27 protein-coding genes are annotated in these 23,144 nt (G+C 67.8%); 17 read left to right on the plus strand and 10 right to left on the minus strand.

Features of this window, described 5'->3' with window-relative positions; all coding sequences use genetic code 11:
- Window positions 1-9 precede the first annotated feature (9 nt).
- From lpxD to AB6730_RS03220, 6 genes are all read left to right on the plus strand, one after another.
- Complete coding sequence (gene lpxD / locus AB6730_RS03195; protein ID WP_371022209.1) at window positions 10-1,038, plus strand: UDP-3-O-(3-hydroxymyristoyl)glucosamine N-acyltransferase; 1,029 nt, start codon at window positions 10-12, stop codon at window positions 1,036-1,038.
- The gene (gene fabZ / locus AB6730_RS03200; RefSeq protein WP_371022210.1) at window positions 1,035-1,508 is read left to right on the plus strand and encodes a 3-hydroxyacyl-ACP dehydratase FabZ; all 474 of its coding nucleotides are present in this window, start codon (window positions 1,035-1,037) and stop codon (window positions 1,506-1,508) included. The genes lpxD and fabZ overlap by 4 nt, the downstream gene beginning before the upstream one ends.
- The gene (lpxA, locus tag AB6730_RS03205; RefSeq protein ID WP_371022211.1) at window positions 1,505-2,278 is read left to right on the plus strand and encodes an acyl-ACP--UDP-N-acetylglucosamine O-acyltransferase; all 774 of its coding nucleotides are present in this window, start codon (window positions 1,505-1,507) and stop codon (window positions 2,276-2,278) included. The genes fabZ and lpxA overlap by 4 nt, the downstream gene beginning before the upstream one ends.
- Before the next feature lie 25 nt (window positions 2,279-2,303).
- Window positions 2,304-3,530 (plus strand): lipid-A-disaccharide synthase, encoded by a 1,227-nt coding sequence (lpxB, locus tag AB6730_RS03210; RefSeq protein ID WP_371022212.1) that lies wholly within the window; start codon window positions 2,304-2,306, stop codon window positions 3,528-3,530.
- Window positions 3,531-3,540: 10 nt separating this feature from the next.
- Complete coding sequence (gene rnhB, locus AB6730_RS03215; protein WP_371022213.1) at window positions 3,541-4,185, plus strand: ribonuclease HII; 645 nt, start codon at window positions 3,541-3,543, stop codon at window positions 4,183-4,185.
- Window positions 4,186-4,297: 112 nt separating this feature from the next.
- On the plus strand, window positions 4,298-4,663 hold the full coding sequence (locus tag AB6730_RS03220) for a hypothetical protein (protein WP_371022214.1): 366 nt from the start codon (window positions 4,298-4,300) through the stop codon (window positions 4,661-4,663).
- Window positions 4,664-4,737: 74 nt separating this feature from the next.
- On the opposite strand, the gene glp is transcribed toward AB6730_RS03220, so the two are convergent.
- From glp to moaA, 5 genes are read right to left on the minus strand one after another with little or no spacing between them, the layout of a single operon-like run.
- Window positions 4,738-5,928 carry a gephyrin-like molybdotransferase Glp gene (gene glp, locus AB6730_RS03225; RefSeq protein WP_371022215.1) on the minus strand — a complete coding sequence of 397 codons (1,191 nt, stop codon included), beginning with the start codon at window positions 5,926-5,928 and terminating at the stop codon, window positions 4,738-4,740.
- 1 nt (window position 5,929) lies between these two features.
- Complete coding sequence (gene moaCB / locus AB6730_RS03230) at window positions 5,930-6,868, minus strand: bifunctional molybdenum cofactor biosynthesis protein MoaC/MoaB (protein ID WP_371022216.1); 939 nt, start codon at window positions 6,866-6,868, stop codon at window positions 5,930-5,932.
- Window positions 6,865-7,350, minus strand: coding sequence for a molybdenum cofactor biosynthesis protein MoaE (locus AB6730_RS03235; protein WP_371022217.1), 486 nt, complete (start codon window positions 7,348-7,350; stop codon window positions 6,865-6,867). The genes moaCB and AB6730_RS03235 overlap by 4 nt, the downstream gene beginning before the upstream one ends.
- 2 nt (window positions 7,351-7,352) lie before the next feature.
- A complete protein-coding gene (locus AB6730_RS03240; protein ID WP_371022218.1) occupies window positions 7,353-7,604 on the minus strand; it encodes a MoaD/ThiS family protein in 252 nt (83 codons plus the stop codon).
- 23 nt (window positions 7,605-7,627) lie between these two features.
- On the minus strand, window positions 7,628-8,602 hold the full coding sequence (gene moaA / locus AB6730_RS03245; protein ID WP_371022219.1) for a GTP 3',8-cyclase MoaA: 975 nt from the start codon (window positions 8,600-8,602) through the stop codon (window positions 7,628-7,630).
- Between the two features lie 86 nt (window positions 8,603-8,688).
- Here moaA and AB6730_RS03250 point away from each other — a divergent pair, with 86 nt between their 5' ends.
- The 8 genes from AB6730_RS03250 (at window position 8,689) to AB6730_RS03285 (ending at window position 15,471) form a co-directional block, all read left to right on the plus strand.
- Complete coding sequence (locus AB6730_RS03250; RefSeq protein ID WP_371022220.1) at window positions 8,689-9,666, plus strand: XdhC family protein; 978 nt, start codon at window positions 8,689-8,691, stop codon at window positions 9,664-9,666.
- On the plus strand, window positions 9,663-10,268 hold the full coding sequence (locus AB6730_RS03255) for an NTP transferase domain-containing protein (RefSeq protein WP_371022221.1): 606 nt from the start codon (window positions 9,663-9,665) through the stop codon (window positions 10,266-10,268). The genes AB6730_RS03250 and AB6730_RS03255 overlap by 4 nt, the downstream gene beginning before the upstream one ends.
- A 63-nt stretch (window positions 10,269-10,331) precedes the next feature.
- The gene (locus tag AB6730_RS03260; RefSeq protein WP_371022222.1) at window positions 10,332-11,156 is read left to right on the plus strand and encodes a cytochrome b/b6 domain-containing protein; all 825 of its coding nucleotides are present in this window, start codon (window positions 10,332-10,334) and stop codon (window positions 11,154-11,156) included.
- Entirely contained in the window at window positions 11,149-11,904 is a 756-nt protein-coding gene (locus tag AB6730_RS03265) for a molybdopterin-binding protein (RefSeq protein WP_371022223.1), read from the plus strand. Before AB6730_RS03260 ends, AB6730_RS03265 begins: the two co-directional genes overlap by 8 nt.
- Before the next feature lie 170 nt (window positions 11,905-12,074).
- Window positions 12,075-12,470, plus strand: a complete 396-nt coding sequence (locus AB6730_RS03270; RefSeq protein ID WP_072321789.1) for an HU family DNA-binding protein — start codon at window positions 12,075-12,077, stop codon at window positions 12,468-12,470.
- 155 nt (window positions 12,471-12,625) lie between these two features.
- Window positions 12,626-13,012, plus strand: a complete 387-nt coding sequence (locus AB6730_RS03275) for a BlaI/MecI/CopY family transcriptional regulator (protein ID WP_371022224.1) — start codon at window positions 12,626-12,628, stop codon at window positions 13,010-13,012.
- A gap of 1 nt (window position 13,013) precedes the next feature.
- A complete protein-coding gene (locus AB6730_RS03280; protein ID WP_371022225.1) occupies window positions 13,014-14,753 on the plus strand; it encodes a M56 family metallopeptidase in 1,740 nt (579 codons plus the stop codon).
- Window positions 14,754-14,805: 52 nt separating this feature from the next.
- Window positions 14,806-15,471 carry an HAD-IA family hydrolase gene (locus tag AB6730_RS03285; protein ID WP_371022226.1) on the plus strand — a complete coding sequence of 222 codons (666 nt, stop codon included), beginning with the start codon at window positions 14,806-14,808 and terminating at the stop codon, window positions 15,469-15,471.
- A 6-nt stretch (window positions 15,472-15,477) separates the two neighbouring features.
- On the opposite strand, the gene AB6730_RS03290 is transcribed toward AB6730_RS03285, so the two are convergent.
- From AB6730_RS03290 to AB6730_RS03310, 5 genes are all read right to left on the minus strand, one after another.
- Window positions 15,478-16,800 (minus strand): sulfite reductase subunit alpha, encoded by a 1,323-nt coding sequence (locus AB6730_RS03290; protein WP_371022267.1) that lies wholly within the window; start codon window positions 16,798-16,800, stop codon window positions 15,478-15,480.
- Between the two features lie 5 nt (window positions 16,801-16,805).
- Window positions 16,806-17,825, minus strand: coding sequence for an FAD:protein FMN transferase (locus AB6730_RS03295; RefSeq protein WP_371022227.1), 1,020 nt, complete (start codon window positions 17,823-17,825; stop codon window positions 16,806-16,808).
- A gap of 201 nt (window positions 17,826-18,026) precedes the next feature.
- A complete protein-coding gene (locus AB6730_RS03300) occupies window positions 18,027-18,836 on the minus strand; it encodes a DUF4198 domain-containing protein (RefSeq protein WP_371022228.1) in 810 nt (269 codons plus the stop codon).
- Between the two features lie 15 nt (window positions 18,837-18,851).
- Window positions 18,852-19,364 carry a DUF2271 domain-containing protein gene (locus AB6730_RS03305; protein WP_371022229.1) on the minus strand — a complete coding sequence of 171 codons (513 nt, stop codon included), beginning with the start codon at window positions 19,362-19,364 and terminating at the stop codon, window positions 18,852-18,854.
- 11 nt (window positions 19,365-19,375) lie between these two features.
- Entirely contained in the window at window positions 19,376-19,999 is a 624-nt protein-coding gene (locus AB6730_RS03310; RefSeq protein WP_371022230.1) for a PepSY-associated TM helix domain-containing protein, read from the minus strand.
- Window positions 20,000-20,169: 170 nt separating this feature from the next.
- Here AB6730_RS03310 and AB6730_RS03315 point away from each other — a divergent pair, with 170 nt between their 5' ends.
- From AB6730_RS03315 to AB6730_RS03325, 3 genes are read left to right on the plus strand one after another with little or no spacing between them, the layout of a single operon-like run.
- Window positions 20,170-20,844 carry a response regulator gene (locus AB6730_RS03315; RefSeq protein ID WP_371022231.1) on the plus strand — a complete coding sequence of 225 codons (675 nt, stop codon included), beginning with the start codon at window positions 20,170-20,172 and terminating at the stop codon, window positions 20,842-20,844.
- A complete protein-coding gene (locus AB6730_RS03320) occupies window positions 20,837-22,267 on the plus strand; it encodes a sensor histidine kinase (protein WP_371022232.1) in 1,431 nt (476 codons plus the stop codon). The genes AB6730_RS03315 and AB6730_RS03320 overlap by 8 nt, the downstream gene beginning before the upstream one ends.
- Window positions 22,268-22,305: 38 nt before the next feature.
- Window positions 22,306-23,142, plus strand: a complete 837-nt coding sequence (locus AB6730_RS03325; RefSeq protein WP_371022233.1) for an alpha/beta hydrolase — start codon at window positions 22,306-22,308, stop codon at window positions 23,140-23,142.
- The last annotated feature ends 2 nt before the right edge of the window (window positions 23,143-23,144 follow it).

Here is a 23,144-nt window from a genome sequence, read left to right on the forward strand (position 1 = left end):
GAGCGTTCCGTGAGCGGGAATCCGCAATTCACCCTGGCCGAACTGGCCGCCCGCTTCGACCTCGAAGCGCATGGCGATCCGTCCACCGTCGTGGACGGCGTCGGCACCTTGTCGGCGGCGACCCCGACCCAGTTCACCTTCCTGTCGAATCCCAAGTACACCTCGCAGCTGGCCGAATCGCAGGCGGGCATCGTGGTGCTCGGCGCCGACGCCCTGCCCCTGCGCAAGGGTGCCGCGCTAGTGGCGAAAGACCCCTACGTCGCCTATGCGAAGATCGCCGCGCTGTTCGAGAAGCATGCGGCGGCACCGCACGGCATCCACGTCAGCGCGGTGGTCTCGCCCTCGGCGCGCATCCACCCCACCGCCAGCGTCGGCCCCTGCTGCGTGATCGAGGAAGGCGCGGTGATCGAGGAAGGCGTGGTCCTGGGCCCGCATTGCACGATCGGCCCCGGCTGCGTCGTCGGCGCCGGCAGCCGCCTGGTCGCCCGTGTCACCCTGGTGATCCGCGTGACCCTGGGTGAGCGCGTGCTGGTCCATCCCGGCGCCGTGATCGGCTCCGACGGCTTCGGTATCGCCTTCGATCGCGACCACTGGGTGAAGCTGCCGCAGCTTGGCGGCGTGCGCATCGGCAACGACTGCGAAATCGGCGCCAACACCACCATCGACCGCGGCGCGCTGGAAGACACGGTGCTCGAGGAAGACGTGCGCCTGGACAACCAGATCCAGATCGCCCACAACGTGCATATCGGCGCGCATACCGCCATGGCCGGGTGCTCGGCGGTGGCGGGCAGCGCGAAGATCGGCCGCTACTGTCTCATCGGCGGCAACGCGGGCGTCCTCGGCCACCTCGAACTGGCCGACCGGGTTACCATCACGGCGAAAAGCCTCGTGACGGCATCGATCAGGGAACCCGGCGAATATTCGTCCGGCTCCCCGCTGCAGGAAAACCGCCTGTGGCGGCGCAACGCGGCGCGCATGAAACATCTCGACGAGTACGCGCGCCGCCTGGCGGCGCTGGAAAAGGATAAAGGGCAATGACCGAATTGAAAGCTGCCGTGACGCTCCCTGTCGACGTCGAGCAGATCCAGCGGCTCCTGCCGCACCGCTACCCGTTCCTGCTGGTGGACAGGGTGATCGAGATCGAACCCGGCAAGTCCATCACCGCGATCAAGAACGTCACCATCAACGAGCCGTTCTTCCAGGGCCACTTCCCCGGTCATCCGGTGATGCCGGGCGTCTTGATCGTCGAGGCCATGGCCCAGACCGCCGGCCTGCTGACCCAGATCACCAGCCAGATCGACGGTAACGCCGGCAGCCCGCTGTTCTACCTGGTCAAGGTCGACAACGCCCGCTTCTCCGCGGTCGTGGCGCCCGGCGACCAGCTGCGCATGGAAGTCTCGCTCAAGCGCCTCATCCGTGGCATGGGCCTGTTCGAAGCCAAGGCCCTGGTCGACGGCAAGGTGGTCGCCTGCTGCGAACTGATGTGCGCCGCAAGGAGCGACAAATGATCCATCCCACCGCGCAGATCGATCCGTCCGCCCGCATCGCGGACAACGTCGCCATCGGTGCGTACAGCATCGTCGGCGCGGATGTGGTCATCGGCGAGGGCACGACCGTCGGTCCGCACGTGGTGATCGAAGGTCCGACCGTCATCGGCCGCGACAACCGCATCTCGCAGTTCGCCTCCATCGGCGGCCCGCCGCAGGACAAGAAGTGGCAGGGCGAGCGTACCGAGGTGGTCATCGGCGACCGCAACCTCATCCGCGAGTTCGTCACGATCAACCGGGGCACCGGCGACGGTGGCGGCATCACCCGGATCGGCAACGACAACTGGCTGCTGGCCTACGTGCACATCGCGCACGATTGCCAGGTGGGCAACCACGTGGTGTTTTCCAACTATTCGGCGCTGGCCGGGCATGCGGAGATCGGCGACTGGACGATCCTTTCCGGCTATTCGGGCGTGCACCAGTTCTGCAAGGTGGGCGCGCACGCGTTCATCGGCATGGGCTGCCTGGTGGGATCGGACGTACCGCCCTTCGTGATGATGGCCAACGAGACCCGCGGTCGGCCGCGCGGCATCAACAGTGAAGGGCTGAAGCGCCGCGGCTTCGACACCACGCGCATCGCGGCGATCAAGCGCGCCTACCGCACGCTGTACATGGCCGGCCTGCCGCTGGCCGAGGCCCGCGAGCAGTTGCTCGCCCAGGCCGAGACCAGTGAGGACGTGCGCCAGATGCTCGAGTTCATCGACCGCAGCGAGCGCTCGCTCGCCCGCTGATTTCCGCAGCGGCAGGCACATCACCATGCAGCAGAGCACGACTCCGGCCGAAGCACCGCTGATCGCCCTCATCGCCGGCGAGGATTCCGGCGACCAGCTCGGCGCCGATCTCATCGATGCATTGCGGGCGCGCTTTCCGGGCGCGCGCTTCGTCGGTATCGGCGGACCGCGCATGCTCGCGAGCGGTTTCGAATCCTGGTACGACATCCGCGAACTGTCGGTGATGGGTTTCGCCGAAGTCGTGAAGCACCTGCCGCGTCTGCTCCGCTTGCGCCGGGAACTGCTGGCCAAGCTCTTCGCCGCGAAACCCGCCCTCACCATCGGTATCGACGCACCCGACTTCACCCTCGGCGTGGAGCGCAAGCTCAAGGCCGCCGGCCTGGTCACGGCCCACTATGTCAGCCCCTCCGTCTGGGCCTGGCGCGAAAAGCGCGCCGAAAAGATCGGCCAGTCGGCGGAGCGGGTGCTCTGCCTGTTCCCGATGGAGCCCCCGATCTACGCGAAACACGGCGTCGACGCGCGCTTCGTCGGCCATCCCCTCGCCGACCGCTTTCCGATGGTGGCCGACCGTGACGGCGCGCGCGATGCGCTCGGGCTTCCCCACGATGCGCCCCTGCTCGCCGTCCTGCCTGGCAGCCGTCCCAGCGAGATCGAACGCGTGGGTGCCATCTTCATCGAAGCCGCGCGGCGCATCGCATCGGCCATGCCGGCGCTGCGCATCGTCGTTCCGGCGGCCAACGAGCGCGTACATGCGCGGCTCACCGAACTGCTACGCGATTTTCCCGGTACGCCGCCCCTGCTGACGGACGGTCATGCCCACGACGCCATGGTCGCCGCCGACGCGGTACTGCTGGCCTCTGGCACCGCCACGCTGGAAGCCATGCTGGCCAAGCGGCCGATGGTGGTCGGCTACCGTGTGTCGCCGACCAGCTATCGCATCGCGCGCATGCTGCGCATGCTGAAGACCGACGTGTACAGCCTGCCCAACATCCTCGCCCGTGCCTGCGGCCTGGGCCGTGGCCTGCTCGTCCCGGAGTTCATGCAGGACGACTGCACGGCGGAAAACCTCGCCCAGGCCACGCTGGACCTGCTCGGCGACAGCGAGCGCCGCGGCGCCATCGTGGCGGCCTTCGAATACCTGCACCAGGAACTGCGTGGAGGCCTCGAAGGCCGCGCGGCCGACCACGCCGCGGACGCCGTGGCCGACCTGGTCGCGCCGCCCGGCTTGCCCGTCGCGGCCGCCGGGCACTAGGCTTCGGTCCATGCCACGCAAGCGCAACGTCACCTCCCAGCTCGCCCGCGACCTCATCGTCGCCGGCGTGGACGAGGCCGGGCGCGGGCCGCTTGCCGGGCCCGTGGTGGTCGCCGCGGTGATCCTCGATCCCGCCCGGCCGATCCGAGGCCTCAACGACTCCAAGCAATTGACCGAGGACGTGCGCGAGAAGCTCTACGGCCGGATCGTCGAGCGTGCCCTCGCCTACTGCGTGGTCTTCGTCGACCACCAGGAAATCGACCGGATCAATATCTTCCAGGCGACGATGGTGGGCATGACCCGAGCGCTCATGGGCCTCTCGCTCAATCCGCACCTGGCCCTGGTCGATGGCAACCGCCTGCCGCGCTCGCTGCCATGCGAGGGCCGCGCCGTGATCGGCGGCGACGCCACGGAACCGGCGATCAGCGCCGCCTCGATCCTCGCCAAGGTGAGCCGCGACCGGCACATGCACGCGCTGGACGCGTTGCATCCGGGTTACGGCTTCTCCAGGCACAAGGGCTATGCCGTGCCCGAGCACCTGGATGCCCTGGACAGGCTCGGTCCCTGCGAAGTGCACAGGCGCAGCTTCGCGCCGGTGAAGCGCTGGTATCCGGAGCTGGCCGAGGTCAGCGGCGATCTCTTCGAGCCGGCCTGAGCCACGCCGGCCTCCTCGGAAAAATCCTAAAGTCGGACTGGAACCTGCCGATACGAGGGCTAACGCCCTCTCCCGAGGGTGTGCACCTATCCCCTATCGACAGGTACCACCCATGAAGAAGATCGCCATCGCCATCGCACTGTTCGTCGCCGCGCCGTTGTCCGCCCACGCCGCCTGCGCCGCGAAGGATTTCACCATCGACGGTTTCGCCGTCAAGCTGCAGCAGGGCTCCGGCCAGCCGCGTTTCAGCATGAAGGGCAACCTCGTCAACAAGTGCGGCGAAGCCGCCGCCGCGCAGATCCGCATCGATGCGAAGGACGCGTCCGGCAAGGTCGTCGCCAGCAAGCAGGGTTGGCCGGCCGGCACCTCCAACATCGAGCCGGGCAAGAGCGTCGACTTCGACCTGGGCCGCCTGTTTCGCTATTCGCCCGACATGCAGGATTACACCGTGGTCGTGTCGGACGTGAAGGCCTGGTAAGACAAAGGCTGACCCTGGTGGGAGCCTGGGGCAAGCACCCATCGCCGACAGGGTCGGCTCCCACCACGACGGCGCTAGATGGACAGCCAGGCCACGCGTTCACCCATCGCGAACGGGATCGTTCGCGATGGCAGCCAGACCAGGGCGTGCGCCGATGCCAGGTTGCTCAGCATATGCGAGTCCTGGCGCGGCAGCAGTTCCAGCGTGGCGACGCCGTCGACCATGTCCAGGCGCATGCGTAACAGCCTGTCACGCTCGGCGTCCGCCTCGACATCCGTCTTGAGCACGCCGCTGCGCCATGCCGGTTGCGCGGCTTCCTCACCTTCGAGGTGGCCCAGCACGGCACGCGCATGCACCGCCAGGCAGACCAGCACCGCTGCCGGGTTGCCCGGCATGCCGAGCAGCGCCTTGCCTTCGCGCATGCCGAACCAAAGCGGCTTGCCGGGCTTTTGCGCCACCTTCCAGAAAACCTTGCGCACGCCGAGCCGGTCGGCGACGGCGGGAATGAAATCGCGATCGCCGACGGAGACGCCACCGCTGGTGACGACGAGGTCCGCGCTGTCGAGGGCGGCACTCATGGCCTCTTCGAGCGCGCTCTCGTCATCGCGGACATAGGCCACCACGGGCTCGCCGTAACCGTGTTCGACGAACCATGCGCGCAACAACGGCCCGTTGGCGTCGTAGACCTGTCCGGGACCGAGCGGTTCGCCCACGCGCACCACTTCGTCGCCGGTGACCAGCACCGCCACGCGCGGCCTCCGATACACGTCGAGAGAATCGATGCCCGCCATGGCGAGGGCCGCGAGCAACCCGGCGGTGACGCGTTGTCCGGCCCTGGCGATGATGGCGCCGGCGCGAAGTTCCTCGCCCTCATGGCGGATGGCTTCGCCCACACGCACAGGTTCGCGCAGCACGATGCCCTCGCCCGTGCGCTCGACGATTTCCTGCCGGGCCACGGCATTCGCGCCGTCGGGCAGCATGCCTCCGGTAAGGATGCGCACGGCCTGCCCCGGGCCGACGGACACTTTCGCGGGATCGCCGGCCGCGGCCGTGCCAACGAGCGTCAGGGGCTCGATGCCGTCATCGGCTCGCACCGCATAACCATCCACGGCGCTCTGGGTGAAGCGCGGCAGCGCGATACGCGCCGTCGGTGATTCGGCCAATACGGCGCCGAGCGCCAGCTCCAGGGGAACCCGGTGCGTCGGCAAGGCGCGCACGGCGGCGCGGTAATGGTCGAGCGCCTGTTCGATCGGCAACAACGCCATGTCAGTGGACTTCGCCGTAGCCGCCGGAATGCTTGCCACCCGCACGCCCGGTTTGCAGCAGGTGGACCAGGCCGGGCAAGGTCGCCGCCAACGACTCGCTCGCACCCCCGCGGCTCCCCGGGAAGGTGACGATCAACGTATCGCGCACGTATCCGGCGACACCACGCGAAAGCATGGCGAACGGCATGCGCTTCTGGCCGAAGGCCCGCGCGGCTTCCATGATGCCGGGGATTTCCACGTCGAGCATGGGCCGCACCGTGTCGACGGTGATATCGCGGGGGCCGAGGCCCGTCCCGCCGACGGTGACGACGAGCGCCACGCCGCCGTCCACCAGCGAACGCAAGAGGTCGGCAAGCACGTCCGCGTCATCGGCGATCACCGCGTATTCGACCGGCGCGAAGTTCGCCTCGATCAACGCGTCGCGCACATAGGCTCCCGCCGTATCCGGCTTGGCACCGCTGGCCACGGTATCGGACAACACGACCACCGCGGCACTGCGTGGCGTATCCAACGCGCGCCTGTAGTGGGACTTGCCGCCGGTCTTGCGCTCGAGACGGCAATCCTCGATGTGCAGCTCGTCGGGCTCGGCATACGGCTTGAGCATGTCGTAGATCGTGAGCGCCGCGAGGCTGGCCGCCGTGAGCGCTTCCATCTCGACCCCGGTGGGGCCGATGGTCTGCACCTCGGCGATCACGCGCACGAAGGTATCGGCCAGTTCGTAGTGCACGTCCGCCCGATGGATCGGCAACGGGTGGCACAGCGGAATGAGTTCATCGGTGCGCTTGGCGGCGAGAATACCCGCGACACGCGCCGTCTTCAGTGGATCGCCCTTCTCGGTCTCGCCACTACGCAACAGGTCGATGCAGGCGGCGGGGGCATGGAGGGTGGCGGTGGCGCGTGCGACGCGGAGGGAGTCCGGCTTCTGGCTGACGTCTTTCATCCGTGGCTCGTGTGCGAATGGTGGCGGTGCGACGTGGCGGCCGGTGCGTCGAGGTCGTCGCGGATGCAGCAACCCTCCACGAAGGCGCTGCTTCCGTCGGCGTAGAACTCTTCCTTCCAGATCGGCGCGCCGTGCTTCACCGCATCCACCGCGTAACGGCAGGCGTCGAAGGCTTCGGCGCGATGCGGTGCGCGGACCACGCAGGCGATCGCGACATCGCCGATGGAAAGATCGCCCAGCCGATGGACGATTCGCACATACGGTACCCCGTAGCGCTCGCGCGTTGCGTGCTCGACGTCGCGAATCACCTTCGCGGCCAGCGGCTCGTGCGCCGTGTATTTCAGGTGACGCACCTGCCGTCCTTCATGGTGGTCGCGCACCGTGCCGACGAAGAGCGCCAGCCCGCCGCATTCCGGATGGGCATCCAGTTCCAGCAGGGGCTCGACGGCGACCGGGGTGTGCGAAAGGACCTCGTGAGACATGTTCAACCTCCAGCCACGGGCGGCAACAGGGCGATCCGGCGGTCGGCCGGAAGGGGATCGGCGCGGCGGACGATGGTGTCGCCCGAGACACAGGCGCAACGCTCGAGCGAACGGGCGAGCTCCGGACGCTGTCTGGCCAGCACGGCCAGGGCGTCGGCCACGGTGACGGTCTCCTCGCCGGCGTCGACGCGGCATTCGGCGGCCCCGGCCAGCCGTTCGAGGTTGGCGAAAAGTTCGAAGACGATCGGTTTCATGGATATCCCTGGAATACGGAAGTTCACCCGCCCATGGCATGCATGGTCAGTGGGCGGTCGACCGGCCCGGGCCGCGAGGCATAGCCCGCATCCTTCAGCCATACGGCGCGGGCGACCTGCGCGGCCAGCGTCTCGTCATCCACGCCTTCACGCAGGCGTGCGCCCAAAGGGGTGCCGATGGGCGAGAACAGGCAGGTGAACAGCTCGCCGGTGGCGGTGATGCGCAGCCGGTCGCAGGTGGAACAGAACGGATTGGATACCGTGGAAATGATGCCGAGCGGATACCGTCCGTCGACGAGATAGGGCGTGGCCGGATCGTGGCCGCGCGGCACGCTTTCCACATGGTGCCGTTCACCGATGGCCGCGAGCATCTCGGCCTCGGAAACGACGGCGTCGCGCTTCCAGTGTCCCGGCGCGTCCAGCGGCATGTACTCGATGAAGCGCAACGGCAAGCCTCGCGCCATCGCCCACTCGAGCAGGGGTACCACGTCTTTCTCGTTGTCACCGCGAATCACCACGGCGTTGAGCTTCACCTTCGCCCCCGCATCCACCAGTGCGTCGATGCCGTCCAGCACCGGCGCGACCTCGCGCCGGGTCAGGCGGCGAAACGTGTCCGGGTCGATCGCATCGAGGCTCACGTTGAAATCGTCGATACCGGCTTGCACCAGTTCGCGTGCCTTGGGTGCGATGCGCGACGCATTGGTGGTCATCGACAGGCGCGAGAGCCCACGCTCGCGGAGCGCGCTTATCTCCCGCACGCACTCGGAGAGGTCGCGGCGCAGCAACGGTTCGCCACCGGTCAGGCGGATCTGGTCGATGCCGTGGTCCACGAACAAGCCGGCCAGGCGCACGATCTCGCCGCGTTCGAGCAGGCTGGCGCGTGGCAGCCAGTCCGGATGTTCCGGCATGCAGTACGTGCAGCGGAAGTTGCAGCGGTCGGTCAAGGATATCCGCAGCTTGCGCTTGGTACGTCCGTGGCGGTCGATGAGTGGGGACATGGTCGCCTTAGCAAAGCATAGTGGTCGTGAGACGGGTGTTCCGGCCCGGTCGCGACCTTCGTACCCAATCGTGCCAGACTTCGCCCATGAGCGCCTTGCATCCCTTCGTCGCAGCCGCATGGCCCGAATGGCCCGACTACGCCCTCGTCGAGGACCTTCTACCGCCCCTGCGCGAGTTCGCGCGTGCCGGGCGGGTCGTCCTCGCCACCCTGGTAAGCATCGACGGCCCGTCGCCGCGCCCCTTGGGCAGCGAAATGGCGATCGCGGCGGATGGCCGCGTGGCCGGGTACGTGTCCGGCGGCTGCGTGGAAGCCGCCGTGGCCGCCGAAGCCGCCATGGTCCTGGCGGACGGCCGCCCCCGCCTGCTCGATTACGGCGTCGGCAGCCCGGTCATCGACATCCAGCTGAGCTGTGGCGGCCGCATCGGCATCTTCGTTCGTGAACTGCGCGACCCCGCCGCGTACGTTAATTCGCTTGCGTTGGCCCGCCGCGCGCGCCGGACGGTCACCGTCCTGAGCGATGCGTCCGACGGCGCCTGGCGCATCGAAGACGGTGTGCACGCCGGCGATGCCGGCACCTATGCGACCGTGCACCGGCCACCGCTGCGGCTGGTCGCCGTCGGTGGCGATCCGGTCACGCTGGCGGTGGCGACGCTCGCACCCTTCGTCGGCATCGAGGTCGTGCTCCTTCGCCCGCATGGCCCGCCTCACCCGCCAGAAGGCGTCGCCCTCGCCGGCTATGACGCCCGCTCGCTGCCGGTGGCGCTTGCCGAACTGGCCGTGGACGAGCGCACCGCCATCTATTCGCTCAGCCACGATGCCGAGGTGGACCATGCGGTGGCACTCCATGCACTGCGCTCCCCGGCCTTCGCGGCAGGCGTGCTGGGCAGCCGGAACAAGATCGTCTCGCGTGTCCAGCGGCTGAAGGACGATGGCGTGGGCGAGCACGACCTGCGCCGCCTGAACCTGCCTGCGGGACTGCCCATCGGCGCGCAGACGCCGCATGGCATCGCGTTCTCGATCATCGCCCAGGTCTGCCAGCGCGACCGCGCCCGCCAGGCGTGACGATCGCGCACGACGCCGTGATCCTGGCCGCGGGTGGTAGCCGCCGCCTTGGCCGCCCCAAGCAACTGCTGACCGTGGATGGCGAGCCGCTCGTCGCTCGCGTGGCGCGGCTCGCCCTGGGTACGCGGCCATCGCGAACACTGGTGATCGTCGGTGCCTACGAGGACGACGTCGCCGCGGCCCTGGCCCCGTGCGACGTGGAAATCGTCGCCAATACCGCCTGGACGACCGGCATGGCATCGTCTCTTCAACTGGCGGCGCGCGCGCTGCACGGCCGCGGCCGGCCGGTCCTGCTGACGGTCGTCGACCAGCCTTCCCTGATGGCGTCGCACTTCGCCGCGCTGCTCGCGGCGCACGACGATGGCCGCGATACCGTCAGCGCCTATGGCGACGCGCTGGGTGTCCCGGCCGTCCTACGTGCCTCGACCCTGGCGCGCGCGACGGCGCTCGATGGCGACACGGGGTTCCGGCGTCTATGGGCAAAGGTTCCACCGCGGGCCGTCCGCGCCGACGAGCTTGGCGAAGACCTCGACGACGAAGCGGACGTGACCCGGGCCATGGCCGCCGGGCTGCTGGACGACCCGCGGAACAAACTCGCGTAGCGGTTGCAAGAAATCGGACCGTTCCCCGGTCATACTCCAGACCACCCGTCCGGGGAGCCCACCATGACCGCCACCCGCCTCGTCTACCGCCACCGATGGCCGGTGCGCGTGATGCACTGGATCAACGTGGTCTGCCTCTGCGTGCTGCTCGGCAGCGGCCTGCAGATATTCAACGCCCATCCCGCGCTTTACTGGGGCAACCGTTCCGATCCCGGCAAGGCCGTGCTCGCACTCGAAGGCGGCCAGGATGCGCAGGGAAACCCGCGCGGAACCACGCGCATCGGCACGCATGCCTTCGATACCACGGGTGTCCTCGGCGCATCGAAGGTCGATGGCGAATGGACCGCGCGCGGCTTCCCCGCCTGGGCGACCATTCCCGGACCGGCGTGGCTCGCGATGGGCCGGCGTTGGCACTTCTTCTTCGCCTGGCTGTTCGTCGCCAACGGCATCGCCTACGTCGGCTGGTCGCTGGCCAGCCGGCACCTCACCCGCGACCTCGTGCCCACGCGGGCCGACTGGCGTGGCATCGGCCGTTCGATCGTGGACCATCTGCGCTTCCGCCATCCGCAAGGCGAGGAAGCCATCCGATACAACGTGCTCCAGCGGCTGGCCTACCTGGTGGCGATCTTCGTCTTCGGCGGGGGCATCGTGCTGATGGGCATCGCCATGTCGCCACGCATGGATGCGGTGTTGCACTGGCTGGTCGATGCCGTGGGTGGGCGGCAGTCCGCACGGACGATCCATTTCATCATCGCCACGGCCTTCGTCGCCTTCGTGTTGGTGCACGTCTTCGAAGTGCTGGTGAGCGGCCCGCTGAACCAGTTGCGCGGGATGATCACCGGTTGGTACCGGATTCGCGAGGAACGACGGGAGACCCATCATGACTGATCGCCGGGCATTCCTGCGCAACACCGTGCTCGCCCTGGGGGGCGCCGTGCTGACCGGTTGCGACCGCGTTTCGGAAAGCGATACCGGCGCGAAGGTGCTGGAGTCCGCCGAAGCGGTGACCCGCCGCGTGCAGCGTTTTCTTTCGCCCTCGCGTGCCCTGGCCAAGGAATATGCGGAGGCCGATATCTCGCCGGTATTCAAGCCGAACGGAAGCATCCTGCCCGACACGCCGGCGTACCAGGCGCTCCTGCGCAACGGCTTCGCCGACTATCGCCTCGAAGTGGATGGCATGGTCGACCGCCCTTCGCGCCTCTCCATCGAGGATCTGAAAGCCCTCGGCACGCGCACGCAGATCACCCGCCACGACTGCGTCGAGGGTTGGAGCGTTATCGGCAAATGGACCGGCACGCCCCTGGCTTCCGTGCTCGACCATGTCGGCGCGAAGCCAGGCGCCCGTTACGTCGTCTTCCATTGCTTCGACAACTACGAGGAAGACACGCCCTACTACGAGAGCATCGACCTGGACGAGGCACGTCACCCGCAGACCTTGCTGGCCTATGGCCTCAACGGCGGCGGCCTGCCCGTGGCCAATGGCGCGCCATTGCGCCTGCGCGTGGAACGGCAGCTCGGTTACAAGCATGCCAAGTACCTGCGCCGGATCGAACTGGTCTCCTCCTTCGCGGACATCGGCGAAGGCAACGGCGGGTACTGGGAAGACAACGGTTACGAGTGGTATGCGGGCATCTGAAGCGAGGTCTTTTCCGCATTGCGTCAACCGGCCCCTGAAAAAAAGGGCTCGAAATGCAAAAAAACTTCGCGGACCCTATTTTCAGCGGACGAAAGCAACGCTAGAGTGAGTCGCCCGCTGGGCACCGGCCGGAACGGCCGCCTCATTCGATCAAAGTGACAAGGATAACCATGGCCAAGACCACCAAAACGGCGGCGAAGAAGGCCGCTGCCAAGGCTCCCGCCAAGGCTGCGAAGGCGCCGGCCGCCCTCAAGCCGATCAAGGATCCGCTGTCGAAGTCGTCGCTCGTCTCGCACATCGTCGAGCAGAGTGGCGTCGACAGCAAGAGCGTGAAGGCCGTTCTGGCCTCGCTGGAAGGCGCGATCTCCGCGTCCGTCCACAAGAAGGGCGCTGGCACGTTCACGCTGCCCGGCCTGCTGAAGATCACCTCGGTTGCCGTCGCGGCGAAGCCGAAGCGCAAGGGCAAGGACCCGTTCACGGGTGAAGAGCGCTGGTTCGCCGCCAAGCCCGCTTCGGTCAAGGTCAAGGTCCGTCCGCTGAAGAAGCTCAAGGACGCGGCCGCCTGATTCCACGCGGTGGCTCGTCCACCGCGTCCGACCAGGTAACCGAAAAGCCCCCGCTCATCGCGGGGGCTTTTTTTTGCCCCCCCTGCCGCAAGTCATGCTTGACTACAACTGTCGTCAGGCGCACGCTGCCTACATCTGTAGTCAGGAGCGGCGGCATGAGCAAGAAGACCATCGGTGACCAGGAGCTCGCCCTCCTGCAGTACATCGAGGAAGCACCGAAGAGTTCCGTGGCCGAGGTCTGCGCGGGCTTCGGCGAGGTGCGCGGCCTGGCACGTTCCACCGTGCTGACCATGATGGAACGGCTACGCGCGAAGGGTTACCTCACCCGTCGCAAGGTCGACAACAGCTTCCGCTACAGCGCGACCAACGGCGCGGGCGAAGTGATGACCGGCGCCGTCGGCCGCTTCGTCGAAAGAACCTTGCAGGGTTCGGTCTCGCCCTTCGTCGCCTGGATGTCCGAGCGCGGGCAAGTCAGCGATGCCGAACTGGCGGAACTCGAAGCCCTCGTCGGTACGCTGCAATCGCGGCGCAAGGGGCGCTGACATGGATACATTCCTCGATATCCTGCTTTCGCGCCTGGCGTTCGCCTCGGTGCAGGCCTTGCTGCTCGCAGGGGTGGTCTACGCCGCGTGCCGTTTCTTACCCGCCCTTTCCGCGGCGGCACGCAGCACGCTCTGGTGGCTGCTCGGTGCGCAGTTGCTCATCGGCGTCGCCTGCCCCGCCCCGTTCGCCCTTCCCCTGCTTCCTTCGACCGCCCCGGCGCGCGACGTGCTGCTGACCGCGCCCACCGCGATCGGCGACGTGACGATGTCCGCCGACATGGCGCCGTCTTCGGGAGCTCTCTCCTGGAGTGTGGTGTTGCTCGGTGCATGGGGCCTCGCCGTGGTGCTGCAACTGATCGTCGCCGCCGTACGCTGGGCAAGGCTGTCCGCAGTGTTGCGGCGGGCCATGGCGCACGAGGATGTACGCGTGGAGACGCTCTGCGCCCGCCGCGCCCGCGAACTCGGCCTGCGCCGCTCGCCTCGCCTGGCGGTATCCGCGGAAGTGGATTCGCCGCAGGTCGTGGGCTTGTGGCGGCCCACCATCCTGCTGCCCCTCGACGACCGGCTCAATGACGAGGAACTGGAGATGGCCTTGATGCACGAGCTCGCCCACGTGCGCCGCGGCGATCTTGTCATGGGCTGCGTGCCGGCCCTCGCGCGCACGTTGTTCTTCTTCCATCCGCTGGTCCATCTGGCCACCCGCGAATACGCCCTCTGCCGCGAGGCGGCCTGTGATGCGCTGGTGCTGTCGCGTGGCCGGCAGGCGCCGCGGACGTATGGACGTCTGTTGCTCCGTCTCGGCGTCGCCCCGCATCCGCACCACGCCCTGCCGGGCGCGTCCCCCACGTTCCGCACACTGAAAAGGAGACTCGACATGCTCGGTCAAGCCACCGACGCGCCCCCGCGCGCGCTTACCTGGTGCCTCGTCGCCGCCATCGCGGTCGTGGGCGTGGTTCCCTGGCGCGTCGTCGCGGCCGACAGCGGTACGGCCACGCAAGATTATTACCGTCCGGCAGCGCCGACCCCGCCCACACCGCCCACACCGCCCGGACCACCTCCGGCGGCACCGGCCGCGCCAGCCGCGCCGGCCCCCATGACAAACATCGCGCCCGTACCGCCAGTGGCTCCCGTGGCTCCCGCCGCACCCATGCCGTCGATGGAAACCATCACCGTGCGAGGCGACAACCCCGACCGGTCGTTCATCTTCTTCAGCGACGACATCCATGTGATGAACGGCAGCGGCAGCGACTTCCGCCGGGCCGAAGCCGCACGCGACGGCGCCGACGACTTCGTCTGGTATCGCGAAGGCAAGCAGGCCTGGGTGCTGAAGGACCCCGCCTATGTGAAGCGCATCCGCGAGGCCTTCGCCCGCAGCGCACAGCAGGCCGACGGTGCCGCGATGAGCGCCGACAAGCAGGCCAAACTCGACGGCGAACAGGCCGTGCTCAACGAACAGATGGCCAAGCTCGCGCAGCGGCAAGCCGAGCTGGCGGTACAGGAAAGCGATCCGAGGGTACCGACCGATCGCGCCGCCTATGCGGCCGGCCATGCCGCCATCGGCAAGGAGCAGGCGGCCATCGCGCAGAAGATGGCCGACATCGGCCGGGTCCGCGCGGAACAGGGCCGTATCCAGGCCGAATGGGGCCGCCGGCAGGCCGAGGCGTCACGGAAGGCGAGCAAGGAAGTGGATGCCATCCTCGCCGAAGCCATTCGCAACCACGCGGCCAAGGCGGCGCGCTGACGCGACGACGATGCTCCGGTATGGTGAGGGGTTTTCACCTGCCGGAGGCATCATGCGACTTGAAACGGGCACGCTCATCGAAGCCAGCGCCCTGCTGTTCGACATGGATGGAACGCTGATCGATTCGCGTGTCGTGGTCGAGAAGATCTGGAAACGCTGGTGCGACGAGAACGGCATCGACTGGCACTACGTGCTGCCGCGCCTGCACGGGGTACGCATGCTGGACTCCGTGCGCATGTTCGTGAAACCGGGCATGGACGTCGACGCGGTCTACGAGCGGCTGTATCGCGAAGAAGTCGAGGACGTGGATGGCATCGTGCCCATCGCTGGCGCTCCTGAATTGCTGGCGTCCCTGCCGCCCGAAGCCTGGACGATCGTCACCTCGGCCGATACCGTGCTGGCGAAGGCCCGTCTCGGTGCCGCGGGAATCGTACCCCCGCCGCTCATGGTCACCGGGGAGATCGTCACCCACGGCAAGCCCGATCCCGAGGGTTACCTGCTGGGCGCGACGCGCATGGGGGCGGACCCGAAGGATTGCCTCGTGTTCGAGGACGCGAAGGCGGGCATCGACGCAGGCCTCGCCGCCGGCGCACGGGTGATCGCGATCGCGGGCGATCATCCCGGCGAGATCCCGGAAAACGTCGAATGGGTGACCGACCTCGCGGCGCTGCGCTTCGACGGCATGCACGAGGGCAAGGTGCGCCTGGTCGTGACCTGATACGGGTCAGTACACGTCGCGGCGGTAGCGGCCGGCAGCGGCCAGTTCGCTCACCGCCGCGTCGCCCAGGACGTCACGCAACACCCCGTCCACGCCGGGCGCCATCCCGGCGAGGCTGCCACATACGTAGATGCTGGCGCCTTCGTCCACGAAACGTCGCAACCCGTCCGCGGCGATGCGCAGCCGGTCCTGCACATATCGGGCGCCGCGGGCCTCGCGCGACCAGACCAGGTCGATTCGTTCGATGCCACCTGCGTCGTGCCAACGCTCCAGGTCGCCGACGTGAAGACGGTCCGCGCGTGCGTGGCGTTCCCCATAGATCACCCAGTTACGCAGATGACCCTTTGCCAGGCGCGCCTTGAGCAAGGCGCGCAAGCCGGCGATACCCGTGCCGTTGCCGATCAGCAACAACGGCCGGTCGTCGGCGGGCGCATGGAATCCCGCGTTCCGGCGTATACGCGCGTCGATCGGATCGCCCACCGCCGCATGCGCGGTCAACCAGCCGGACCCGAGTCCCGGCGTGCCGTCCTCCGCATGCATCTGTCGTACGACGAGATGGAGCGCTCCATCCGCCGGTAACGAGGCGATCGAGTATTCGCGGTGCGGCATGATGGACTCGTCACCTCGCGCGCGGCGTGGCCCGATCTCGGCGATGTCGCCCGCTTCCCACGTGAGGTCGGCGTCATCTTCCGGTACCAGCGCGACGTGATAACACCGCCCACCCACGCTCCCCGGATTGAGCAGGCGGCGTTCGGCCAGCCGCCAGCGCCGGTACGCCGGGCGCGACCAATCGGTCACAGCCGTCGTTCCCGACATATGCGCCACCTGATGTTGCCAATGACGCAAGGCACCTTCATCACCGTTGTCCACCTCCACGCGGTCGAACAGCGGCGTGGCACCACTGGCGTGAAGCCATTGGTCGAGATCGCGGCCGAAGGCGCAGAAATCGTCGTAGTCGCGATCGCCGAGGGCCAGTATCCCGTAGCTCACGCCATGCAACGCGAGCGGCGCTCGCATGCTGCGCTCGCGGAACACGCTGGCCATGTCGGGCGCATCGCCTTCGCCCGTCGTGCTGACGATGAACAACACCCGCGAGGCTCGCTCCAGCATGGCCGGCGTCAAGGCGTCCATGGCGCGCAGGTCGACAGCGAGGCCACCCGCGTGGACCATATCCGCCGTGCGCGAGGCCAGTTCGGTGGCGAAGCCGGTTTGCGAGGCGTGGACGATCAGGATGCCACCGCTCTCATGGATCTCTCCGGCGACCGGACGGCGACGAAGGATGACCACGGTGAACACCACCCACGCGAGCACCAGCGCGGCGGCCGCCATGGCGTTCACGGTTTCGACATTTCCCTGAAGGCCGGCGACATCCGTTCCTCGAATCGACCGTCCTCGCCGTACACGATGAAGAGCACGGCGATGCCATGGCGCTTCGCATAGGCCATGCCCTCCTCGGGACCCAGCACCGTCATCGTGGTACCCAGCGGGTCCGCGTGCATGCAATCGTCGGCGATGATGCTTACCGATGCCACGCGATGCGCCACGGGGTACCCCGTACGGGGATCGATATGGTGCGAGAAGAACTTCCCGCCACTCGCGAAGAAGTGCCGGTAGTCGCCGGAGGTGGCGATGGCCTTGCCGGTCAATGAAACGACGCGTTGCACTTCGTCCGGATTGTCGACGGCACCCGCCGCCGCACCGGGACGTTCGATACCCACGTGCCAGGGCGAGCCATCTGGCTTGCGACCATGGGCGCGCAACTCCCCGCCCACTTCCACCAGGTAATCCCGAATCCCCGAGCGATCGAGAAACCGGGCGACCTGGTCGACGCCGAAGCCCTTCGCCACCGAGGAGAGATCCACATAGATGCCGCCGGGTTGGAAGGCGCGCCGGTTCGCCTCGTCCAGCTCGATCTTCGACCAACCCACGCGCGAACGCGCCGCGGCGATCGCGGCGGCGTCCGGTGCCTCGTGGGGATGCTTGTCCGGACCGAAGCCCCAGAGGTTGACCAATGGTCCCACCGTGGGGTCGTAGGCACCGTTCGACTCCTTCGCCAGCGACAGTGCGTAACGGAGCACGGTGAAGAACTCCGGCGGCAGTGTCTGCCACGTGCCGGCCGGCGCACGGTTGAAGCGGCTGAGGTCGGATTCCGGTTCGTAGGTGCTCATCTGGGCGACGACGCGGTCCACTTCGGACTGGATGCCGCGCTCGATGGCGCGACCGTCCACACCCTCCGGCAATACGGCATTGACCGACCAGGCCGTGCCCATCGTCTCGCCTTCGAAGCGGCGCACGTCGTTGGTGGAGGCCGCGGAAGCCACGGAAGCCGCCGACATCGCGAAGGTGAAGATCAACGCCGCTATCCCCCGGACACCTTGTGGGAGCCGCTTCAGCGGCGATGGGTGCTTGCGGCAGACTGGCCCGCTGCCGCGGGATCGCCGCTGAAGCGGCTCCCACCAGGGTGAGGGAAACCGCCGCTGAAGCGGCTCCCACAAGGGTGGGGCCAACGGTTGACGGAGGGACTGCAACCAGGGCGAGGGATGGGTCGGCACGGGTTATTGCGGGAGCACTTCCAGCGTTGCCGTGTAGGCCAGGCGGCGCTGCTTGGCTTCCTTTACCGAGGTCTTCGTGTCTTCCGTGGAGGCGTTCACCCAGTACATGCCCGCCGAGGGCCAGGTGAAGGAGAACTTGCCATCCTTGTCGGTGGTCGTGTCGATCTCGTCCTGCCCGTTGCGGTAGCGGGTGGCACCGTTGATGGCGACGACCTTCAGGTTCGCCGCGGGCTTGCCGTCGACGATCAGCTGGAAGGTCGCCTTCTCACCCGCCACGAGGTCGTTCGGCTGGGTGACCGGCACCAGTTCGAGTCCCTTGTTCGTGGGCTTGAGCGCGCCATCGCTCGGCGATCCCTGGGTCACGAAGGTCTCCACGCGCGAGGCCATCTCACTCAGCTGCACGTTCTTCGCGTTGGCCGGGATGGCCCTCTTGACGTCCTCCGGCTTGCCGCGCCAGCGCTTTTTCTGGCCGTCCACTTCATAGTTCGCGAACAAGCCCTGGTTGACCAGCGCGAGGCGATAGGTTCCCTTCTGCGGGACGGGAAGGTCGAACGTGCTGCGGTACTTGCCCATCGACGGGTTTTCGGGCTTCACCATGGAACCGTCCGGCGCGGTGACCACCAGCTGGTCGAGTTGCGCGGGGAAATGGTCCGGGTAGTACAGGTCGTTGGAGATCGCCGCGTCGACCGTCACCCAGGCGTCGTCGCCGGAGATCACGGTGGCCGACGGTACCATCCACATCTTGTGCGCCTGCGCGGCCAACGGCAGGGCCAGGGCGACGCCAAGCGCGGCGCGAACGAATGCATGTTTCATCGGGTGGCTCCGTTTCTAGGGATTGAGGTCGAGGCTGATCTGGCCGAGTTCTTCCGTGCCGCTCGCCGACAGGTGCACGGGGGCTTTCGCGGGCCAATCGAAGGGAATCCGTTGTGCTTCACGCCCGCCCACCTCGCGCGCCGCCTCCACCACGAGTTCGTAATGTCCCGGCGCAAGCGAGCCCAGCGGCGGCTTGCCATCGCTGAAGCGCAACTGGTGCTGGCCGGCCGGGCGCGTGGCGCCGGATACGCCGTCGATCGGCATGGTTTGTTCGCGGCCGCTACGGCGCCACCACTGGCGCATGTCCTTCAGCCATTTCGTGCCTTCGCCATCGGCCTTCTTCACGTCGTACCAGACGGCGAGATTCGCGGCGACACTGTGGTCCTCGCGTTCGATCCACACGGCCACGTAGGGCCGGTGGTATTCGGCCACTTTCAGCGTTGGTATCTCCACGGTGAGGTTCATGTCGGCGGCCAGGGCCGGCGTGGCGAACGCAAGACACGAGGCGAACGGCAGGATGCGTCGCATGGCGGTTTCCGTCAGTGGATGAATAGGAGGGCGAGGACGACCGGCAACACGAAGCCGAGCGCGACCATCGGCCAGGTCATGCCGCGTTGTCCCGCGTGCATCTTGAGCAAGAGCAGACCCGTGAGCGCGAAGACGATGCAGGCAAGCGCGAACACGTCGATGAACCCGCTCCACACCGGCCCCGTGTTGCGGCCTTTGTGCAGGTCGTTGAGGTAAGCGAGCCAGCCGCGGTCGGTCGTTTCGTACTGCACGTCGCCCGTTTCGCGGTCGATGCCGACCCAGCCGTCGCCGCCAGGACGCGGCAGCGACACGTAGACCTCGTCGTCGCTCCAGTCACCCGCGCGGCCGGAGACCGGCGCGCCGGTGTTGGCGACGACGAACGCCGCCACCGGGGCCGGCAAAGGCGCCGATTTCGCGCCCGTGCCTGCCAATTGTTTCAGCAAGGCGTCCGGCAGGGTCGCCGTGTGTCGCTCGACGTGCGGCGAAGCTTCGATCCGCGCGGCATGGTTCAACGTGAACCCGGTGATCGAGAACAACAGCAAGACGACCAGCGAAACCGCGGAACTGATCCAGTGCCACCGGTGCAGGTGCTTCAGCCAGAACGCGCGGCGTTTCCGGTCGACGGTGTCGCGCATGTGCTGGAACGCCCCTGGCATGGATCTCGAAGGCAACCATGGTAAACCACAATGGGAATCGTTCGCAATTGGACGCTTTAAACCATAGGTATGAAAGACCGGGAAAGCGCCGCGAAAGCCTGCCGCGACAGCATGCGCGCAGCCCTTCCCGGAGCGTATCCTTGCCCCTCATGCGCATCCTCCTAGCCGAAGACGACGCCGCCATCGGCGCGGCCGTACGTGCCTCCCTCGAACAGGGCGGTCATGCCGTGGACCACGTCACCGACGGGTCCAGCGCGGACCACGCGCTTCGTGACCACGACTACGACCTGCTCGTGCTCGACCTCGGGCTTCCCCTGCTCGACGGCAGCGACGTGCTGGCACGTGCGCGCAAGCGCGGTGCGAGCCTGCCGGTGCTGGTGGTGACCGCGCGCGAGGGTTTGAAGGAGCGCGTCCGCGTGCTCGACCTCGGCGCCGACGATTACCTGGTGAAGCCGTTCGCGCTGGCCGAATTCGACGCCCGCGTACGTGCCCTGCTCCGCCGGCGCACCAGCAACGGCACGCCGGAGTTCCGTATCGGCCGGCTGCGCCTCGACATTCCCGGGCACCGCGCGTGGATCGGCGAATCCGCGCTGGACCTCACCGCCCGTGAATTCGGCCTCATCGAAGCCCTCGCGGCGCGCGCTGACAAGGTCACCAGCCGCGCGCAACTCGTCGAGGCCCTGTGCAACTGGGACGAAGACCTGACCGACAACGGCCTGGACATCGCCTTGCACCGCTTGCGCAAGAAGCTCCAGGGTTCGGGTACCAACGTGCGCACGATCCGCGGCCTCGGCTACCTGCTCGAAGAAGCCGCGGATGCCTGAACGCCGCTCCGCGGCGCGTCGCCCCGCGCGTCCCAGCCTGCGCCGGCGCCTGCTGACCTTCCTGCTCGTCCCCGTGCTCGGCGTGCTCGTGCTCGACGCCGTCATCGGTTATTTCGTGGCGCTGGCGTACTCCAACCGCGTGCACGACGCCGACCTCTCCGACTCCGCCCTCACCCTGTCGGAAATGATCGGCAGCGACGCCCTGCGCGGCGAACTGACCGCGCAGGCGCGCTTCCTGCTCGAATACGATCCGGACGGGCGCAACTACTATGCCGTGGTCAGCGATCGACACGGCCGGATGATCGGCAACGCGGAACTGGAGGGGCCAGGCGCCGCCGTGGTCACCGACGCGGCGCCGAAACTGTACGACACGGCGCTCGGTCATCGTCCCTTGCGCGCGGCGATCATGCGCGTACCGAACCACCAGGACCCGGGTGACGTCCTCACCATCACCGTGGCGGAGAACCTGCGCGATCGTCACACCCGCGCCCGCGAAATCCTTTTCCTCACCCTGCCGATGCAGGCGCTGCTGATCGTCGCCGTGCTATCCCTGGTCTGGTTCGGCGTGAGCCACGGCCTGGGCGTGCTGGAACCGCTCACGGCGCGGTTGAGCCGGCGAGGCCACGACCTGGGGCCCATCGGCGAGGAAGACGTGCCGGTGGAGATCCTGCCGCTCACGCGCACCATCGACGACCTGTTCGCCCGCATGCGCAACATGCTCGGCCTGCAGGAGCGTTTCATCGCCGATGCCGCGCACCAGCTGCGTACGCCGCTGGCCGGCATCCAGTTGCATGTGGAACGGCTGGAGGCGACCGGTAACACGGCACAGCGCGCGGATGCGCTCGGCCACGTGCATCGTCTCGCCGCACGCGCAGCGCGTACCTCGGCGCAGTTGCTCGCGCTCACCCGCACCCAGTCCCCGGACCTGCCCGACCACGACGGCATGGATATCGTCGACCTTGCCGCCGTGGTGCCCGAGGCGGTGGCCATGCGCGTGCACCAGGCGCTCGCATCGGGTGTCGATCTTGGCTATGAAGGCGCCGATACGGCCTGCCTGGTGCGCGCCGATGCGCTTCAGGTGCAGGAGGTGATCGACAACCTCGTGGACAATGCCTTCCACTACGCCGGGCGCGGTCACGCCGTCACGGTGTCGCTGCACCCTCACGAAGGCGAGGTGGTCCTGGCCGTCGAAGACGATGGCCCGGGCGTGGACGACGCCTTCCTCGACCAGCTGGGCGAGCGTTTCTTCCGCGTGCCGGGCGTGGACGAGGACGGTACCGGCCTGGGCCTCGCCATCGTCGAGAGCATCGCCGAACGGCACGCGGCGCGCGTGGTGTTCCTCCACGCGGCATCGGGGGGTTTGCGCGTGGAACTGCATTTTCCTGCGGTCGCTTCCGGAAAGCCCGCTGAAACCACCTCCTGAGACCATTCACCCATCGTAGGCAGGACGCGAGGCGTCGGGTGAACCATTCCGCGGAATTCCAGTTCGAAGGCGGACGTGACGGCGTATTGCTGATCCACGGGCTGACCGGTACGCCCACCGAGATGCGCATGGTCGGCAAGGGCCTCAACCGCGCCGGTTTCACCGTCGTGGGCGTGCGCCTGGCAGGCCACTGCGGCAGCGAGGACGACCTGCTCGCCACCACGTGGGAAGACTGGTACGCCAGCGTCGAGGCCGCCGCCGAAGAACTGCGCGGCCGGGTCGACCGCGTGTTCGTGGCCGGATTGTCGATGGGGGCGCTGCTTGCCTTGCGCCTTGCCGCGGTGCGTCCGGGCTGGATCGACGGCGTGGGCGTGTACGGCGCGACCTTCCGTTACGACGGGTGGTCGATCGGCTGGACGGGCCGGTTGTCGTTCCTGCTGCCGATCTTCAAGCGCCTCGGCATCGGCCGCGAACGCAGCTTCATCGAGCAGCCACCCTATGGCATCCGCGACGAGCGCCTGCGCGCCCAGGTGAGTGCGGCGATGTTCTCCGGCGACAGCGAGGCCGCGGGCTTGCCGGGCAACCCCTGGCACGCCCTCGCCGAAATGGTGAAGCTTTCGCGCGAAGTGCGCCGGCGCCTCCCCGACGTGGTGGCACCTTGCTTCATCGCCCACGCGGCGGACGACGACGTCGCCAGTGTCGCCAACGCCGATCTGGTGGCCCGGCGCGTACGCGGGCCGATCGAGATGCTGCTGCTCGCGGACAGTTACCACATGATCACGATCGACCGCGAACGGCGCACGTTGATCGAACGCACCGCCGATTTCTTCGGCCGCATCGCGCGCGACGCGCGCCCCGTGCGCATGGCGGCCTGATC

This window comes from Luteibacter sp. RCC_6_2 (assembly GCF_041360655.1).
GTDB lineage: Bacteria > Pseudomonadota > Gammaproteobacteria > Xanthomonadales > Rhodanobacteraceae > Luteibacter.

Coding starts and splice junctions, on each gene's coding strand:
- AB6730_RS03260 (WP_371022222.1), top strand. CDS start 10,332: ATGACCGCCACCCGCCTCGTCTACCGCCACCGATGGCCGGTGCGCGTG.
- AB6730_RS03315 (WP_371022231.1), top strand. CDS start 20,170: ATGCGCATCCTCCTAGCCGAAGACGACGCCGCCATCGGCGCGGCCGTA.
- AB6730_RS03275 (WP_371022224.1), top strand. CDS start 12,626: ATGAGCAAGAAGACCATCGGTGACCAGGAGCTCGCCCTCCTGCAGTAC.
- AB6730_RS03310 (WP_371022230.1), bottom strand. CDS start 19,999: ATGCGCGACACCGTCGACCGGAAACGCCGCGCGTTCTGGCTGAAGCAC.
- AB6730_RS03290 (WP_371022267.1), bottom strand. CDS start 16,800: ATGGCGGCCGCCGCGCTGGTGCTCGCGTGGGTGGTGTTCACCGTGGTC.
- AB6730_RS03280 (WP_371022225.1), top strand. CDS start 13,014: ATGGATACATTCCTCGATATCCTGCTTTCGCGCCTGGCGTTCGCCTCG.
- lpxA (WP_371022211.1), top strand. CDS start 1,505: ATGATCCATCCCACCGCGCAGATCGATCCGTCCGCCCGCATCGCGGAC.
- fabZ (WP_371022210.1), top strand. CDS start 1,035: ATGACCGAATTGAAAGCTGCCGTGACGCTCCCTGTCGACGTCGAGCAG.
- AB6730_RS03270 (WP_072321789.1), top strand. CDS start 12,075: ATGGCCAAGACCACCAAAACGGCGGCGAAGAAGGCCGCTGCCAAGGCT.
- AB6730_RS03250 (WP_371022220.1), top strand. CDS start 8,689: ATGAGCGCCTTGCATCCCTTCGTCGCAGCCGCATGGCCCGAATGGCCC.
- AB6730_RS03265 (WP_371022223.1), top strand. CDS start 11,149: ATGACTGATCGCCGGGCATTCCTGCGCAACACCGTGCTCGCCCTGGGG.
- glp (WP_371022215.1), bottom strand. CDS start 5,928: ATGGCGTTGTTGCCGATCGAACAGGCGCTCGACCATTACCGCGCCGCC.
- AB6730_RS03305 (WP_371022229.1), bottom strand. CDS start 19,364: ATGCGACGCATCCTGCCGTTCGCCTCGTGTCTTGCGTTCGCCACGCCG.
- AB6730_RS03300 (WP_371022228.1), bottom strand. CDS start 18,836: ATGAAACATGCATTCGTTCGCGCCGCGCTTGGCGTCGCCCTGGCCCTG.
- moaA (WP_371022219.1), bottom strand. CDS start 8,602: ATGTCCCCACTCATCGACCGCCACGGACGTACCAAGCGCAAGCTGCGG.
- rnhB (WP_371022213.1), top strand. CDS start 3,541: ATGCCACGCAAGCGCAACGTCACCTCCCAGCTCGCCCGCGACCTCATC.
- AB6730_RS03240 (WP_371022218.1), bottom strand. CDS start 7,604: ATGAAACCGATCGTCTTCGAACTTTTCGCCAACCTCGAACGGCTGGCC.
- AB6730_RS03220 (WP_371022214.1), top strand. CDS start 4,298: ATGAAGAAGATCGCCATCGCCATCGCACTGTTCGTCGCCGCGCCGTTG.
- AB6730_RS03235 (WP_371022217.1), bottom strand. CDS start 7,350: ATGTCTCACGAGGTCCTTTCGCACACCCCGGTCGCCGTCGAGCCCCTG.
- moaCB (WP_371022216.1), bottom strand. CDS start 6,868: ATGAAAGACGTCAGCCAGAAGCCGGACTCCCTCCGCGTCGCACGCGCC.
- AB6730_RS03320 (WP_371022232.1), top strand. CDS start 20,837: ATGCCTGAACGCCGCTCCGCGGCGCGTCGCCCCGCGCGTCCCAGCCTG.
- lpxB (WP_371022212.1), top strand. CDS start 2,304: ATGCAGCAGAGCACGACTCCGGCCGAAGCACCGCTGATCGCCCTCATC.
- AB6730_RS03285 (WP_371022226.1), top strand. CDS start 14,806: ATGCGACTTGAAACGGGCACGCTCATCGAAGCCAGCGCCCTGCTGTTC.